We start from the raw sequence: 15,476 nt of genomic DNA, 5'->3' as shown, positions 1-15,476 counted from the left end.
CGCGCTCACTTCAGCCTGCTCGACGCGAGGATCGACACCAGGTGCAGCACGGTCTGGAGCAGCGCGATGCCGGCCAGCACGGCGACGCCGAGGCGGGAGAAGAAGAGGTCACCGCGGACGGTGTCCAGGACGGCCAGCACCAGGATGAGGAGGGACGCCTCGATGCCGAGGACCAGCCGGTGGAACTTGAGCGCGGCGGCGGCCCTGCGGGCGAGGGCCACACCGGACGAGCGGGGCTCGGCCGCCGCGTCCTTGACCGGCGGCAGGCCGCCCTGGTGCCGGGCGACGCCGACCAGGTCGGTCTCCGCCTTGATCAGGATCGCGCCCAGCGCGGCGAGGGTACCGAGAAAGGCCCACAGCCAGTCGATCCGCCCGGAGCCCCACAGGTCGGCGGCGCGCAGGCCGAAGCCGACCAGGACCGCCGCGTCGCACAGGTACGCGCCGACCCGGTCCAGATACACCCCGGAGAGCGAGAACTGCTTCTTCCAGCGGGCCACCTCGCCGTCGACGCAGTCGAGCAGCAGGTAGAGCTGGACCGCGACGACGCCCAGGACGGCACCCCAGACGCCCGGCACCAGGAGGGCCGGGGCGGCGAGGACGCCGCAGAGGGTCATCAGGTAGGTCAGCTGGTTCGGCGTGACCTTGGTGGTGACCAGGCGGCGGGTGATGCGCAGGGAGATCTCACGCATGTACAGGCGGCCGCCCCAGTGCTCGCCGCTGCGCCGGTCCTTGACACCCGCCGGGTGAACGACGGGGCGGAGTTCAGCTACGGATGGTCTTGGCATAGTCGGCGTACGCGTCCCTGATCTGGTCGTGGGTGAGGTCGAGGTGCTCAAGGATGGTGAAGCGTCCGGGGCGGGTCTGCGGGGCGTACGCCACCGCCTCGACGAACTCCTCGGCACTGAACCCGATCTCCTCGGGCAGCACCGGCAGACCGTGCCGGCGGAGTACCTCGGCGAAGAGTCCCGACTGCTCGCGGGCGCCGCGCAGGTGCATGGCGAAGGCGGCCCCGAGGCCGACCTGCTCGCCGTGGAGCGCGGAGCGGGCCGGGTGGAGCAGGTCGAAGGCGTGCGAGATCTCGTGGCACGCGCCCGAGGCGGGGCGGGTGTCGCCGCTGATCGACATGGCGATGCCGGTCAGCACGAGGGCTTCGGCGAGCACGATGAGGAACTCGTCGTCCGCGACGGTCCCGGGGTGGCGGAGCACCGACTCGCCCGCCGTGCGGGCCATGGCGGCGGCCAGACCGTCGACCTGCTCGCCCGTGTGCCGGTGGGAGAGTTCCCAGTCGGCGATGGACGAGATGTTGGAGATCGCGTCCCCGATGCCGGAACGGACGAACCGCTCGGGGGCGTCCCGGATCACGTCGAGGTCGATGACCATGGCGATCGGCGAGGGGACGCCGTAGGAGCCGCGGCCGTTGTCGTTGTCGAGGGTGGAGACCGGCGAGCAGATCCCGTCGTGCGAGAGGTTCGTCGCGACGGAGACCATGGGCACGCCGATCCGCGCCGCGGCGTACTTCGCCACGTCGATGATCTTGCCGCCGCCCAGTCCCACGACGGCGTCGTACCGCTTGCCCTTGATCGCGTCGGCGAGCCGGACGGCGGAGTCGATGCTCCCGTCGGCCACCGGGTACCAGTCGGCGTCCGGCAGCACCGGCGCGAGCTTCTCGCGCAGTGCCTGGCCGGAGCCGTTGCTGATGGCGATGGCGAGCTTGCCGGAGGCGGAGATCCGCTGGTCGGCCAGGAGGCCGGCCAGGTCGTCCATCGCCCCGCGGCTGATGTCGACGACGACCGGCGAGGGGATGAGCCGGGTCAGTACAGGCACGCGATCCCACGGCCCTTCGCGAGGTCGTCGTGGTTGTCGATCTCGACCCACCTGACGTCGCCGATGGGCTCCACGTCGATCTGGAAGCCGCGGTTCACCAGCTCCTGGTAGCCGTCCTCGTAGTAGAGGTCCGGGTCGCGCTCGAAGGTGGCCTTCAGCGCGTCGGCGAGGTCCTCGGCGGCCTCGGGCTCGATGAGCGTGACACCGATGTACTCGCCGGTGGCGGTCGCCGGGTCCATCAGCTTGGTGATGGACCGGACGCCCCGGGCATCGGTGATGACCTTCATCTCCTCGTCGGCGAGGGACTTCACCGTGTCGAGGGCGAGGATGATCCGCCGCCCGTCGCCACGGGCCGCGAGCAGGGTCTTCTCGACGGAGACCGGGTGCACCGTGTCGCCGTTGGCGAGGATGACACCCTGCTTCAGGACGTCACGGGCGCACCACAGGGAGTAGGCGTTGTTCCACTCCTCGGCCTTGTCGTTGTCGATCAGGGTGAGGCGCAGGCCGTACTTCGCCTCCAGGGCCGCCTTGCGCTCGTACACGGCCTCCTTGCGGTAGCCGACGACGATGGCGACCTCGGTGAGGCCGACCTCGGCGAAGTTGCCGAGGGTCAGGTCGAGGACGGTGGTGTCGCCGTCCACGGGCACGAGGGCCTTCGGGAGCGTGTCGGTGTAGGGGCGCAGACGCCGTCCGGCACCGGCTGCCAGTACGAGGCCGATCATGCTGGTTCTCCTTCGTCGTGTACTGCGGGCGCTCCGGAGGACACCCAGAAACGGATGGACTCCACGAGCACGACCAGGGCCACGGCCACCGCGAGCGCGGTGAGGGCGAGGGTGAAGCCGTCGCCCCGCGTCGCCGTGACGGCGGCGAGGACCGCCACCACCAGCGTCCGCCCCTCGTGCCCGCCGATCGTCCGCACCAGCCACACGGGCGGCGCGCCGGTGCCACCGCGGATGCGGTACACCGTGTCGTAGTGATGGTAGGCGACTGCCGCGACCAGGCCGAAAGCCGCCGGGAGGGCCTGCGGGAGGTCCGAGCGGGCGGCGAGGACCAGGATCGTGACGTACTCGGCGGCCCGGAAGACGGGCGGGACGAGCCAGTCGAGCGCGCCCTTGAGGGGGCGGGCCACGGCGATCCCCGAGGTCAGTGCGTAGACCAGGGCGGCGACCACGGGCCAGGGGCCGCCGAAGGGCGCGAGGGCGGCGGTGGCGACGACGGCCGCGGCGCCGGCCACGGCCAGGGCGAGGGGTGCGAACCCGGGCAGGGCGCGCGCGGCCTTCGCGAAAGCGGCGGCGAAGCCCTGGGCGAGGGGGCCGGAGTCGGCGAGGTCGGCGAGGGCCTGGGCGGCCCGGTCCGTCCGGCGGGCCTTGCGGGTCAGCGAGCGGAGCAGGCGGCCGGCGGTGGTGTAGCAGGCGGCGAAGGCGCAGCCGATGAGCAGGGCGTAGAAGACGACGCGGGGCGTGGTGAGGGCCGTCAGGACGGCGATCATGGCCCAGCGTTCCCCGATGGGCAGGACTATCATCCGGCGGACCCAGACGGTCCAGCCCTTGGCGTCCAGCTTGTCGGAGAGCGCGGCGGTGGGGCTCGTGTTGGCCGTCGCGTCGTGGTTCGCCTCGTTGAAGGAGAAGTCCACGACGTGCCGGCAGGTCTGGAGGACCATCGCGCCGAGGGCCAGGGCCCATACGTCGTCCCCGCCGCGCGCGGCGCCGAGGGCGAGGCCCGCGTAGTAGGCGTACTCCTTTGCCCGGTCGAAGGTCGCGTCCAGCCAGGCGCCCATCGTCGAGTACTGCAGCGAGTAGCGGGCGAGCTGCCCGTCGGTGCAGTCCAGGACGAAGGAGAAGAGGAGCAGCAGGCCCGCGGCGACGTATCCGGCGCGGGTGCCGGTGGCCGCGCAGCCGGCCGCGACGAGCGCGGTGACCAGCGAAGCGGTGGTGACCTGGTTGGGGGTGAGACCGCGGCGGGCGCACCAGCGGGCGATGTAACGGGAGTACGGGCTGATGCAGTACGTGGTGAAGAAGCCGTCACGGGCCTTCACCGCGGAGCGCAGGCGCACGGCTTCGTCGTCGACGGCCTCGACGGCGTCCCGGGTCTCCTTGCGGGCCTGCGGGTCCGTGGGCACGGCGGCAACGAGCGAGCCGAGCTCGGGGCGGTGCACGGCGACACCGTCGGCGTCCAGCGTCTCGGCGAGCGCGTCGGTGCTGACGGCGGCCGTGCCGGCCAGCGCACGGGTGAGCGCGGGCCGGGCCTCGGGCTGGACGGTCAGCGCGCCCGGGGACGAGGCCGCGGGGAAGCGCGGGTCGGTCAGGGTCAGCCGCAGCGCGTGGACGTGACCCACGAAGCGCGGGTCGACGACGGCCACGCGCTCGGCGGCCGGGACGGCGGCGAGGAGTTCGGCGGTCTCCCCGGGGCCGGCGGCGATCCGGACCTCGAAGCCCAGCGACCGCAGGTCGCCCTCGAGCGGCGATCCGGGTACCGGAGGACCGGTGAGGATGGCGGTCGACAGACGAACTCACTCCTTGGCGCTGACTGGGCTGGTGCACGGCGGCTCGGCCCGGTCACGGGCGGCGGCACGTCGGCAGAGGCTATCGGATGAACGGAAGAGGAAGTCCACCGAGGTTTACGGGGAGAACGCAGCGGTCCCCGGCAGCCCCGTACGGCACGGGCCGGGCACGGAGGACCCGCCGGGATCATCATCGTCGATCGGCACCTCGCCCCACAAACCGCGCCCGCCCAGGGCATAGGCTGACCGTCATGACGTGGCTGATCACAGGCGGAGCTGGATACATCGGGGCCCACGTGGCGCGAGCCATGGCGGAGGCCGGCGAGCGGGTCGTGGTGCTCGACGAGATGTCCTCGGGCGTCCGCGAGCGGCTGCCCGCCGGCATGGCCCTGGTCCAGGGGTCGGTGTCGGACCGCGAGGTGGTGGACCGCGCGCTCGGCGAGCACGGGGTCACCGGTGTGGTGCATCTGGCCGCGAAGAAGCAGGTCGGCGAGTCCGTCGCCCAGCCGCTGCACTACTACCGGGAGAACGTGCACGGGCTGACCGTCCTGCTGGAGGCCGTGGTCGCCGCCAAGGTGGAGCGGTTCCTGTTCTCCTCGTCCGCCGCCGTGTACGGCGTGCCGGACGTGGAGCTGATCGGCGAGGACGCCCCGGCGGTGCCGATCAACCCGTACGGCGAGACCAAGCTCGCGGGCGAGTGGCTGGTACGCGCCACCGGCCGGGCCCACGGGATCGCCACCGCCTGTCTGCGGTACTTCAACGTGGCGGGCGCCGCGCGGCCCGAACTGGCGGACACCGGGGTGTTCAACATCATCCCGATGTTCTTCGACCGGATCACCCGGGGTGAGGCCCCCCGGATCTTCGGCGCCGACTACCCGACACCGGACGGCACGTGCGTCCGCGACTACATCCATGTCGCCGACGTGGCCGGGGCCCACCTCGCCGTCGCCCGCCGGCTGGCGGAGCGCACCGGCGCCGGGGATCTGACGGTGAACATCGGCCGGGGCGAGGGCGTCTCGGTGCGGGAGCTCGCCGACCTCGTCGCGGAGGTCACCGGTCACACGATGGAGCCGGTGGTGGAGCCGCGCCGGCCGGGCGACGCCGCCAAGGCCGTCGCGTCCGTCGACAGGATCACCGAGGAACTCGGCTGGACGGCCTCCCTCGGGGTACGCGAGATGGTCGAGTCGGCCTGGGAAGGCTGGTGCCTCCGTCACCCCGGAGCCATCGCCGACTGATCGTCGCACGGCTCTGACCTGTGGACATCACCGCAGGTCAGGGCAGATGACAACGGTGTTCAGTGCCGGGTTGCAGATACCCCCCACCCGTAGTTGACTGGCCGCTCGTACGGACGTTGCCGTCGATCAGCGGGAGGCGGAATCCATGGGGGCTGGGCACGACCACGGGCATGGCCACGGCGGGCCCCCGCCGACCGGTACGGCGGCGGCCTCGTACAAGGGGCGGCTGCGGGTGGCCCTCATGATCACCCTCGTCGTCATGGTGGTGGAGATCGCCGGCGGCCTCCTCGCCGACTCCCTGGCACTGATCGCCGACGCCGCGCACATGGCGACGGACGCGGTCGGCCTGGCGATGGCCCTGCTCGCGATCCACTTCGCCAACCGGCCGCCCTCGGGCAACCGCACCTTCGGGTTCGCGCGGGCCGAGATACTCGCCGCGCTGGCGAACTGCGTGCTGTTGTTGGGCGTCGGCGGTTTCCTGCTGTTCGAGGCGGTCCAGCGGTTCATCACCCCCGCGGAGACCAAGGGCGGCCTGGCCATCGCCTTCGCGCTGTTCGGCCTGGTCGCCAACATGGTCTCCCTCTCCCTGCTGGTACGCGGGCAGCAGGAGAGCCTCAATGTGCGGGGTGCCTATCTGGAGGTGCTCGCGGACGCGCTCGGCTCGGTGACGGTCCTGGTGGCGGCCGGCGTCATCCTGACCACCGGCTGGCAGGCGGCCGACCCGATCGCGTCCCTGGTGATCGGGCTGATGATAGTTCCGCGCACGGTGAAGCTGCTGCGGGAGACGATCGACGTGCTGCTGGAGGCGGCGCCCAAGGGCGTGGACATGGCGGAGGTGCGCGCGCACATACTGGCGCTGCCGCACGTGGACGACGTGCACGATCTGCACGCCTGGACGATCACGTCCGGGATGCCGGTGCTCTCGGCCCATGTGGTGGTAAACCAGGACGCGCTGGACACGGTGGGGCACGAGAAGCTGCTGCACGAGCTCCAGGGATGCCTGGGGACGCACTTCGACGTCGGCCACTGCACGTTCCAGCTGGAGCCCACCGGACACGCCGAGCACGAGGCGAAGCTCTGCCACTGAGCCGTCCCCGGCCGGGATCGCCGAGGCCCGTCGCTGCTAGGCTCGCGGGCGCACACTCGTACCCCGTGAGAGGAGCTGAGGTCGATGACCGTCACGCAGACGGCCGCCCAGTGCGGCCCCCGGACCGGCTTTCACTTCGGCTTCCGGGTTCTCGGCTGACCGGCGATCTCGTTCGTCCGACTGATCTCGTACGTCCGACCTGATCCGGCATGTCGGCCGGGAGCCCTCACACACAAGGGTTTCCACGTTGTCCGACAACGACGCGCACAGCGCTCTGTACGAGGCGTTCTTCGCCCTGCACCACGGGCTGCCGAGGCAGGGCCCCGGCTCCGACGACACCACCCGCCGACTGCTGTCCCTCGCGGGACCGCTGCCGGCCCGTCCGCGCGTGCTCGACCTGGGCTGCGGGCCGGGGCGCGCCGCCCTGCTGCTGGCCGCCGAGGCCGGTGCCCGGGTGACCGCCGTCGACCTGCACGAACCGTTCCTTGAGGAACTGCGCCTGGCCGCCGACGCCCGCGGGCTCGGCGACTCCATCCGCACGGTCAACGCCGACATGGGCGAGCTGCCCTGCGCGGACGGGTCGTTCGACCTCGTCTGGGCGGAGGGCTCGGCGTACTCGATCGGCTTCGACCGCGCCCTGCGCGCCTGGCGCCGGCTGCTCGCCCCCGGCGGCGCACTCGTCGTCACCGAGTGCGAGTGGACGACCGACCGGCCGGGACCGCAGACGCGGGCCTTCTGGGAGGAGCACTACGCGCTGCGCACCACCCGGGAGAACAGCGCGGTCGCCGTCGCGGCGGGCTACCACCTCCTCGGGACCTACGCGCAGCCGGAGAGCGACTGGGAGGAGTACTACGGGCCGCTGGCGGAACGCGCCGACCGGGCCGATCCGGCCGTGCCGGGCATGGCCGAGGCGCTCGCCGCGGCAAGGGCCGAGATCGGCCTGCGCCGCTCCTACGGGACGGAGTACGGCTACACCGGCCATGTCCTGCGGGCGGCGGACCCGCGCTGGCGGACGCGCCCGGAGACGGCGGCCGACGTCGCGGCCGTGCGGGCGGTCAACGCGGCGGCCTTCCCCACGGAGGAGGAGGCCCGGCTGGTGGACGCGCTGCGGGACGATCCGCAGGCCTGGCTGCCCGGGCTGTCGTACGTCGCGGAAGCGGCGGACGGCACGGTCGCGGCGTACGCGCTGATCACCAGGTGCCGGGTCGGGGACCGGCCGGCGGCCGCCCTGGCGCCGGTGGCGGTGGCTCCCGGGTACCAGCGCCAGGGGGCCGGGCAGGCCGTCGTCCGGGCGGCGCTCGACGCGGCCCGGCTGAGCGGCGAGCAGCTCGTACTGGTGCTCGGGCATCCTGAGTACTACCCCCGGTTCGGCTTCGCGCCGGCTTCGCGCCACGGGATCGCACCTCCGTTCGAGGTTCCGGACGAGGCCATGATGGCGCTGGTCATGGACGGTTCCGGGCCCGTGCCCCGGGGCATGATCCGTTACCCGTCCGCGTTCGGCGTCTGATCCGCCGGGCCCCCGGCCGGATCTGACATACCGGACGGGGGCCATGGTGTGCCGACAAGCCTCTTTTGTACGGCAGACTGAGGGTGCCCCACAGGGCCGAGAACCGAAGCGAAGGATGGTTATGCCGACCACACCAGCCACCGCGGCGAACAGCTCGTCGAACGGAACCCAGCCGTCGATCATGCTCGAACTGGTCGACGAGCACGGCAACACCATCGGTACCGCGGAGAAGCTGGCCGCCCACCAGGCGCCCGGCCGGCTGCACCGGGCGTTCTCGGTGTTCCTCTTCGACGAGGAGGGGCGGCTGCTCATCCAGCGCCGGGCGCTGGGCAAGTACCACTCCCCCGGCGTCTGGTCGAACACCTGCTGCGGACATCCCTACCCGGGCGAGGCGCCGTTCGCGGCGGCGGCCCGGCGGACCTTCGAGGAGCTCGGGGTCTCGCCCTCGCTGCTGGCCGAGGCGGGCACGGTCCGCTACAACCACCCCGACCCGGCATCGGGTCTCGTCGAGCAGGAGTACAACCACCTGTTCGTCGGAATGGTGCAGTCCACCCTGCGGCCCGACCCGCAGGAGGTCGAGGAGACGGCGTTCGTGACGGCGCGCGAGCTGGCCGAGCGGCATGCCTCCGCCCCGTTCTCCGCGTGGTTCATGACCGTGCTGGACGCCGCGCGTCCGGCCGTCAAGGAGCTGACAGGGGAGACCGGGGGCTGGTGACCCCAGGGGCGGGCCCGAGGGGCAGTGCGGCCCAGATGATCTTGCCACCGCTCGCGGTGTGCTCGACGTCGCACTCCCCGCCCGCCTCCCGCGTGACCTCCCGCACCAGCAGCAGGCCACGCCCCCCGGTCCGGGCGCAGTCGGTCTCCAGCGCCTTGGGCCGGTAGGGGTGCTCGTCCTCCACGGACACCCGGATCCACTCCCGGCCGATCGCGATTTCCACCGCGAGCTCGGGCGAGAGCAGGGCGGCGTGCCGCACGGCGTTCGTCACCAGCTCGGAGACGATCAGCAGCAGCGCCTGGACCAGGTCGTCGCCGGCCGGCACGTGCCGGCGGTCCAGCAGGTCTCGCACCGCGTGCCGGGACCGCGGCACGGAGGCGTCGACCGCCGGAGCGGTGAAACGCCAGACGCCTTCGTACGACGGTGGCCGGACCCGGGCTTTCCCGCCACCGTCCATGGCCCGGCTCCCGCTTCCCTCGTACTCGATTGTCGCCACGTCATCGAGTGTTGGGGTGAAGGGGCGCCACCCGGGCCACTGTCCATAAGTCGACGTGTATCGACGGCTTCTGACCGTGGCGGTAGGCCGGCGTCGGCCCGCCGACCGATCCCGGCTTCATTCTGACGGCTTGATGGCATCCACCGGCGCCGGCAGCCGGAGGGCCGCCGACGGAGCGGTCCCGTCACCCGCGCCTCGCCGCACCTCCTCCTGGTGCGGCACCCCCTCCCCGGCCGTACGGACGGCCCTCCCGTAGCATCCGGCCCATGGAGCCACAGCTTGAGCGGACCGTCATCAAGGGTGTGGACGGGGTGGCCGTCCTCGTCATCAGCAACCCCGCGAAGCGCAACGCCATGACCGCCGGCATGTGGCGGGCGTTTCCCGCGTTGCTCGCCGAGCTGGCCGCCGACCCCGCCGTGCGGGCCCTGGTCCTGACCGGGGCCGGTGCCACCTTCTGCGCCGGGGCGGACATCTCGACGCTGAGCGAGCCGGGCGACGAACAGCAGGCGCTGGCCGTGCGGGCGGAGGAGGCCCTGGCCGCCTTCCCGAAGCCGACGCTCGCCGCCGTGCGCGGCTACTGCGTGGGCGGCGGCAGCCAGCTGGCCGCGGCCTGCGATCTGCGGTTCGCCGAGGAGGGCGCGCTGTTCGGGGTCACCCCGGCGAAGCTCGGCATCGTCTACCCGGCCTCCTCCACCCGGCGGCTGGTCTCCCTGGTGGGGCCCTCCGCGGCCAAGTTCCTGCTCTTCTCGGGCGAGTTGATCGGTACGGAGCGGGCGCTGCGCACCGGCCTGGTGGACGAGGTGGTGGCCGGGGGCGGACTGGACGAGCGGGTGGCGGAGTTCGCGCGGGTCCTGGTGTCCCGCTCGCTGCTGACGCAGGAGGCCGCCAAGGAGTTCGCCTCCGGGCGTACCGACCGGGACGGGTACTGGGCGGATCAGGCGCGCGGAAGCGGCGACACCGCGGAGGGGGTCGCCGCCTTCCTGGAGCGCCGGTCGCCCCGTTTCACGTACGGCGCCGAACCCGCCTGACCGCCCGCCCGGGCGGCAGAGGAGCGCCCCCCCGGCCGAGCGCCACGCCACGTCACGTCACGTCACGTCACGTCACGTCACGTCATGTCAGGGGCAACGGCCCGACCGGCCGGGCGGGGCCTCAGCCGACGGGCGCGTGGAAGCGGCGGCGGTACTCGGCGGGGGCGGTGCCCAGCGCCTTGACGAAGGCCCGGCGCATCGCCTCGGGCGTGCCGTAGCCGGAGGCCCGCGACACCTCCCGCACGCCGTCGCCGGTGTCCTCCAGCAGCCGCCGGGCGTGTTCGAGGCGGACGCGGTCGACGTAACGTCCCGGTGTGGTGCCGGTCTCCGCCTGGAACGCCCGGGCGAAGTGGCGCGGGGAGAGCCGGGCGCGGGCCGCCAGGGCCTCGACGGACAGGTCTTCGCCCGGGTGCTCGGTGATGAACTGCTGGAGCTCGCGCAGCGGTTCACGGCGAGCCGTCTGAGCCGCCAGCTGGACGCTGAACTGGGCCTGGTTGCCCGGGCGCCGCAGGAACACGACGAGGTGACGGGCGACGGTGAGCGCCGCGTCCCGGCCCAGGTCCTCCTCGACCAGGGCCAGGGCCAGGTCGATCCCGGCGGTGACCCCGGCCGAGGTCGCCAGTTTTCCGTCCCGTACGAAGATCGGCTCCGGGTCGACCCGCACGGCCGGGTGGCGGCGGGCCAGGCGGTCGCAGAAGGCCCAGTGGGTCGTCGCCCGGTGGCCGTCGAGCAGTCCGGCCTCGGCGAGCAGCGCGGCACCGGTGCAGACGGAGACGATGCGCTCGGCGCGGGGCGCGTTCCCCCGCAGCCAGTCGATCAGCCGGGGATCGGGATGCTCGGTGCCCAGTCCGCCGGGGACGAGCAGGGTGTGCGGTGCGGCCGCGGCGTCGAGGCGGCCGTCGGGCACGAGGGTCAGGCCGCTGTGCGTACGGACCGGTGCGCCGTCGAGCGAGGCGGTGCGGATCGGGTAGGCGTCGGGTGCGCCGATGGCCCCGCCGGCGCCGGCGAACACCTCCACCGGCCCGGTGACGTCCAGGCTCTGCACCCCGTCGAAGAGGACGACGAGTACGGGTCTCTGCGTCATGTCCTCATCCTTGGCGGCCGGGCGGACGTCCGCAATGCCGCCCAGGCCACCTTTTCGGCCACAGGCGGCGGCCGTGCGCACGGGATCGAGCGGCCTCCGACGGCCGCCCGGGAGGGCCGGGCCCCGGCTCCATGAACGTACCAAGCAGTCGGTAACCTGCTCGCCATGACGACTCTGCCGCCGCGCGCCGGACGCCGCTGCCACAACGCCCTCAACCCGCTGCACTCGACGGTCTACTTCTCGCCGGACTACCTGAAGGAACTCGGTGAGCTGGGCATCGAGGACTTCGGCGCCGCCTACTTCGCGGGGCGCGCGGCGGCGATGGGCGCCGTCGGGCCGGGCGTCGTCGCCGCCTCCTTCTACAACTTCAACCACGAGCTGATAGCCCGTCACCTCCCGGGCGTCTGGGCCATCGCCTCCCCCGAGGCGGTTCTGGCCGCGCGGCTGCGGGCCGTCGACGTCACGCTGCGGCGTCTGCTCGGCGACGAGGTGGTCGAGTCGGCCGAGATGGCGGAGGCCGCCGGGCTGGCCCTGCGCGCCACCGAGGGATGCACCAGGCACGCCCGGCCCCTGTACGCGGCACACGCCGACCTGCCGGTGCCCGAGCAGCCGCACCTGGCCTACTGGCACGCCGCCACGCTGCTGCGCGAGCACCGGGGCGACGGGCACCTGGTCGCGCTGCTCTCGGCCGGCCTCGACCCGCTGGAGGCCCTGGTCAGCCACACCGCGACCGGTGAGGGCATGGCGCCGCGCTGGGTCCTGTCCACCCGCGGCTGGCAGCGGACCGACTGGGACGCGGCGGCCGGCCGGCTGCGCGAGCGGGGGCTGCTGGACGAGGCGGGCGAGCTGACCGGGGCGGGCACCGCTCTGCGCGCCGAGCTGGAGGAGCGTACGGACCGGCTGGACGCCGCCCCGTACGACCACCTCGGTGCCGAGGGCGTCGCGCGGCTCACCGAGCTGGGGCGCGGGTTCGCCGCCGCGGCGGTGGGCGCCGGCGCGTTCCCGGAGGGCCTCACCGGCAAGGCGTGACCGGGACGGGCGCCGGGGGTGCGGGTTTATCGGTGAGCCCCCCGGCAACCCGGAGGGCGGCCATCGAAGTCGTCCCAGGAGGTACTCCCTTGCGTACGATCGCGGACGCCCTGCGCACCGTCGGTTCCGCCGTCGCCACCGTGGTGACCCTGCCCTTCAGGCTGTTGGCCAAGCTCTTCGGCGGTGCTTCCCGGAGTGGCGGCCGCGCCCGGGCCCGTGGGGCCTGAGAAGAGCCCGAGGTGTCCGCGGCCGGGGTGTCCGAGGCCCGAGGTGTCCGAGAGACGCGTTCGGGGCCGCCCCACCCCGGCTGACGGCCCGCTTTCGCCTGCCGGACCGACGTGTGTCGGTCCGGCAGCCGTCGTTCGGGGAGCCCCGGGCCTCCGCCCCGCCGCCCGGGCCGGCGCGGCCGGCAGCCGGCTCCGGGACACGGACCGCCCCTTTCCGCGTCGGACCCACGGGGCAGGGACGCGACATGTCCCCCGGTCAAGCGGCACAATGCAGACGCAAGCTTGAGGCACGAGAAGGCGAGTCTGGACACCGTGACGACGTCCATCGAAGGCAGGATCGCCGAGGAGCTCGGCGTACGTGAGCGGCAGGTGAAGGCGGCCGTCGAGCTGCTGGACGGCGGTTCGACCGTGCCGTTCATCGCGCGCTACCGCAAGGAAGCGACCGAGATGCTCGACGACGCGCAGCTGCGCACGCTCGAGGAGCGGCTGCGCTATCTGCGGGAGCTGGAGGAGCGGCGGAGCGCGATCCTCGACTCCGTGCGCGAGCAGGGCAAGCTCACCGAGGAGCTGGAGGAGCGGATCCGGGCTGCCGACACCAAGGCGCGTCTGGAGGACATCTATCTGCCCTTCAAGCCCAAGCGCCGCACCAAGGCGCAGATCGCCCGCGAGGCCGGTCTCGAACCGCTGGCGGAGGGACTGCTCGGCGACCCGTCGGTGGAGCCGCTGGCGGCGGCCGCCGCGTTCGTCGACGCGGACAAGGGCGTCGCGGACGCCGCCTCCGCCCTGGAGGGCGCCCGGGCGATCCTCACCGAGCGGTTCTCGGAGGACGCCGACCTGATCGGCGAGCTGCGCGAGCGGATGTGGACCAAGGGGCGGCTGGCGGCCAAGGTGCGGGAGGGCAAGGAGGAGGCAGGCGCCAAGTTCGCCGACTACTTCGACTTCGCCGAGGGGTTCACCGAGCTGCCCTCGCACCGGGTGCTGGCGATGCTCCGGGGGGAGAAGGAGGACGTCCTCGACCTGGTGCTGGAGCCCGAGGAGCCGGTCGAGGGCCCGTCGACGTACGAGGGCATGATCGCCCGCAGGTTCGGTATCACCGACCGGGGCCGGCCCGGCGACAAGTGGCTGGGCGACACCGTCCGCTGGGCGTGGCGCACCCGGATCCTGGTGCACCTCGGTATCGACCTGCGGATGCGGCTGCGCACGGCGGCGGAGGACGAGGCGGTACGGGTCTTCGCGGCGAACCTGCGGGACCTGCTGCTGGCGGCGCCGGCCGGGACGCGGGCGACGCTGGGGCTCGACCCCGGTTTCCGTACGGGTGTGAAGGTCGCCGTCGTCGACGCGACCGGCAAGGTCGTCGCGACCGACACGATCCACCCGCACGTGCCCGCCAACAAGTGGGACGCGTCGCTCGCCACGCTGGCGCGGCTCGCGAAGGAGCACGCGGTCGACCTGGTCGCGATCGGCAACGGCACCGCGTCCCGGGAGACCGACAAGCTGGCCGCCGAGCTCATCGCCAGGCACCCGGAGCTGAACCTCACGAAGGTGATGGTGTCGGAGGCGGGTGCCTCCGTGTACTCGGCGTCCGCGTTCGCCTCGCAGGAGCTGCCGGACCTCGACGTGTCGCTGCGCGGCGCCGTCTCGATCGCCCGACGGCTCCAGGACCCGCTGGCCGAGCTGGTGAAGATCGACCCCAAGTCGATCGGCGTCGGCCAGTACCAGCACGACCTGTCCGAGGTGAAGCTCTCCCGGTCGCTCGACGCCGTCGTCGAGGACTGCGTGAACGGTGTGGGCGTGGACGTCAACACGGCGTCGGCGCCGCTGCTCTCCCGGGTCTCGGGCATCGGGGCGGGCCTCGCCGAGAACATCGTCGCGCACCGGGACGCCCACGGCCCCTTCCGGTCGCGCAAGGCGCTCAAGGACGTGGCGCGGCTCGGCCCGAAGGCGTACGAGCAGTGCGCGGGCTTCCTCCGCATCCGGGGCGGCGACGACCCGCTGGACGCGTCCAGCGTGCACCCGGAGGCGTACCCGGTGGTGCGCCGGATGGTGAAGTCCTCGAACGGCGAGGTCGCGGCGCTGATCGGCAACACCTCGGTGCTGCGGTCGCTGCGGCCCGACGACTTCGTGGACGACACGTTCGGTCTTCCCACGGTCACCGACATCCTGCGCGAGCTGGAGAAACCGGGACGTGACCCGCGGCCCGCGTTCAGGACGGCCACGTTCAAGGAGGGCGTCGAGAAGCTCGGCGACCTGGAGTCGGGGATGGTCCTGGAGGGAGTCGTCACCAACGTGGCGGCGTTCGGGGCGTTCGTGGACATCGGTGTGCACCAGGACGGGCTGGTGCACGTGTCGGCGATGTCGCGGAGCTTCGTCAAGGACCCGCGCGATGTCGTGAAGCCGGGCGATGTCGTCAAGGTGAAGGTGCTGGACATCGACATCCCGCGCAAGCGGATCTCGCTGACGCTGCGGCTGGACGACGAGGCGGCGGCCGGGCAGCCGGGCGGCGGGGCGCCGAAGCGGGAGCGCGGCGGCCAGGGAGGCCGTCCGCCGCAGCAGCGCCAGGGCGGTGCGGGGGGCGGCCGGGAACGGCGCGGCCAGGGCAACGGCGGCGCGTCCGGCGAACGCCGGGGCGGCGCGGGCGGCGGGGGCGGCCGTCAGGCGCCGGCGCCCGCGAACAGCGTGATGGCGGACGCCCTGCGCAAGGCGGGCCTGCTGGACGGCGGCGGCAAGGGCCGCCGCTGAGTGAC

General features: G+C 73.0%; 14 protein-coding genes. 8 read left to right on the top strand and 6 right to left on the bottom strand.

All coding sequences use genetic code 11. From position 1 onward, the window contains the following. Positions 1-5 precede the first annotated feature (5 nt). Genes PUR26_RS16820 through PUR26_RS16805 form a run of 4 tightly spaced genes read right to left on the bottom strand, consistent with a single transcriptional unit; the run spans position 6 to position 4,270 of the window. Positions 6-785, bottom strand: a complete 780-nt coding sequence (locus tag PUR26_RS16820; protein WP_329873185.1) for a CDP-alcohol phosphatidyltransferase family protein — start codon at positions 783-785, stop codon at positions 6-8. Then, entirely contained in the window at positions 763-1,824 is a 1,062-nt protein-coding gene (locus PUR26_RS16815) for an iron-containing alcohol dehydrogenase family protein (protein WP_329873184.1), read from the bottom strand. Before PUR26_RS16815 ends, PUR26_RS16820 begins: the two co-directional genes overlap by 23 nt. After that, positions 1,812-2,546, bottom strand: a complete 735-nt coding sequence (locus tag PUR26_RS16810) for a phosphocholine cytidylyltransferase family protein (protein ID WP_329873183.1) — start codon at positions 2,544-2,546, stop codon at positions 1,812-1,814. The genes PUR26_RS16815 and PUR26_RS16810 overlap by 13 nt, the downstream gene beginning before the upstream one ends. Continuing rightward, complete coding sequence (locus PUR26_RS16805) at positions 2,543-4,270, bottom strand: DUF5941 domain-containing protein (protein WP_329873236.1); 1,728 nt, start codon at positions 4,268-4,270, stop codon at positions 2,543-2,545. The genes PUR26_RS16810 and PUR26_RS16805 overlap by 4 nt, the downstream gene beginning before the upstream one ends. A gap of 305 nt (positions 4,271-4,575) precedes the next feature. Here PUR26_RS16805 and galE point away from each other — a divergent pair, with 305 nt between their 5' ends. From galE to idi, 4 genes are all read left to right on the top strand, one after another. Beyond that, positions 4,576-5,559, top strand: a complete 984-nt coding sequence (gene galE, locus PUR26_RS16800) for a UDP-glucose 4-epimerase GalE (protein WP_329873182.1) — start codon at positions 4,576-4,578, stop codon at positions 5,557-5,559. 145 nt (positions 5,560-5,704) lie between these two features. Continuing rightward, entirely contained in the window at positions 5,705-6,646 is a 942-nt protein-coding gene (locus PUR26_RS16795; protein ID WP_329873181.1) for a cation diffusion facilitator family transporter, read from the top strand. Positions 6,647-6,893: 247 nt separating this feature from the next. Further along, entirely contained in the window at positions 6,894-8,153 is a 1,260-nt protein-coding gene (locus PUR26_RS16790; RefSeq protein WP_329873180.1) for a bifunctional class I SAM-dependent methyltransferase/N-acetyltransferase, read from the top strand. A 121-nt stretch (positions 8,154-8,274) separates the two neighbouring features. Then, positions 8,275-8,868, top strand: a complete 594-nt coding sequence (gene idi, locus PUR26_RS16785) for an isopentenyl-diphosphate Delta-isomerase (RefSeq protein ID WP_329873179.1) — start codon at positions 8,275-8,277, stop codon at positions 8,866-8,868. On the opposite strand, the gene PUR26_RS16780 is transcribed toward idi, so the two are convergent. After that, the gene (locus PUR26_RS16780) at positions 8,834-9,325 is read right to left on the bottom strand and encodes an ATP-binding protein (RefSeq protein ID WP_329873235.1); all 492 of its coding nucleotides are present in this window, start codon (positions 9,323-9,325) and stop codon (positions 8,834-8,836) included. The genes idi and PUR26_RS16780 overlap by 35 nt on opposite strands. 305 nt (positions 9,326-9,630) lie before the next feature. On the opposite strand from PUR26_RS16780, the gene PUR26_RS16775 reads away from it, so the two are divergent. Further along, positions 9,631-10,392, top strand: a complete 762-nt coding sequence (locus PUR26_RS16775) for an enoyl-CoA hydratase/isomerase family protein (RefSeq protein WP_329873178.1) — start codon at positions 9,631-9,633, stop codon at positions 10,390-10,392. Between the two features lie 121 nt (positions 10,393-10,513). On the opposite strand, the gene PUR26_RS16770 is transcribed toward PUR26_RS16775, so the two are convergent. Further along, the gene (locus tag PUR26_RS16770; protein ID WP_329873177.1) at positions 10,514-11,476 is read right to left on the bottom strand and encodes a GlxA family transcriptional regulator; all 963 of its coding nucleotides are present in this window, start codon (positions 11,474-11,476) and stop codon (positions 10,514-10,516) included. 165 nt (positions 11,477-11,641) lie between these two features. Between PUR26_RS16770 and PUR26_RS16765 the strand changes: the two genes are divergently transcribed. The 3 genes from PUR26_RS16765 to PUR26_RS16755 all read left to right on the top strand — a co-directional run bounded on the left by PUR26_RS16765 (position 11,642) and on the right by PUR26_RS16755 (position 15,471). Further along, positions 11,642-12,505, top strand: a complete 864-nt coding sequence (locus tag PUR26_RS16765; protein WP_329873176.1) for an SCO6745 family protein — start codon at positions 11,642-11,644, stop codon at positions 12,503-12,505. Positions 12,506-12,594: 89 nt separating this feature from the next. Continuing rightward, positions 12,595-12,732 carry an LPFR motif small protein gene (locus PUR26_RS16760; RefSeq protein ID WP_329873175.1) on the top strand — a complete coding sequence of 46 codons (138 nt, stop codon included), beginning with the start codon at positions 12,595-12,597 and terminating at the stop codon, positions 12,730-12,732. 312 nt (positions 12,733-13,044) lie between these two features. After that, on the top strand, positions 13,045-15,471 hold the full coding sequence (locus tag PUR26_RS16755; RefSeq protein ID WP_329873234.1) for a Tex family protein: 2,427 nt from the start codon (positions 13,045-13,047) through the stop codon (positions 15,469-15,471). Positions 15,472-15,476: the final 5 nt, after the last annotated feature.

This window comes from Streptomyces sp. SP18CS02 (assembly GCF_036322365.1).
GTDB lineage: Bacteria > Actinomycetota > Actinomycetes > Streptomycetales > Streptomycetaceae > Streptomyces.
The sequence above is the reverse complement of the archived record's forward strand: the minus strand, read 5'-3'. Positions and strand labels throughout refer to the sequence as shown.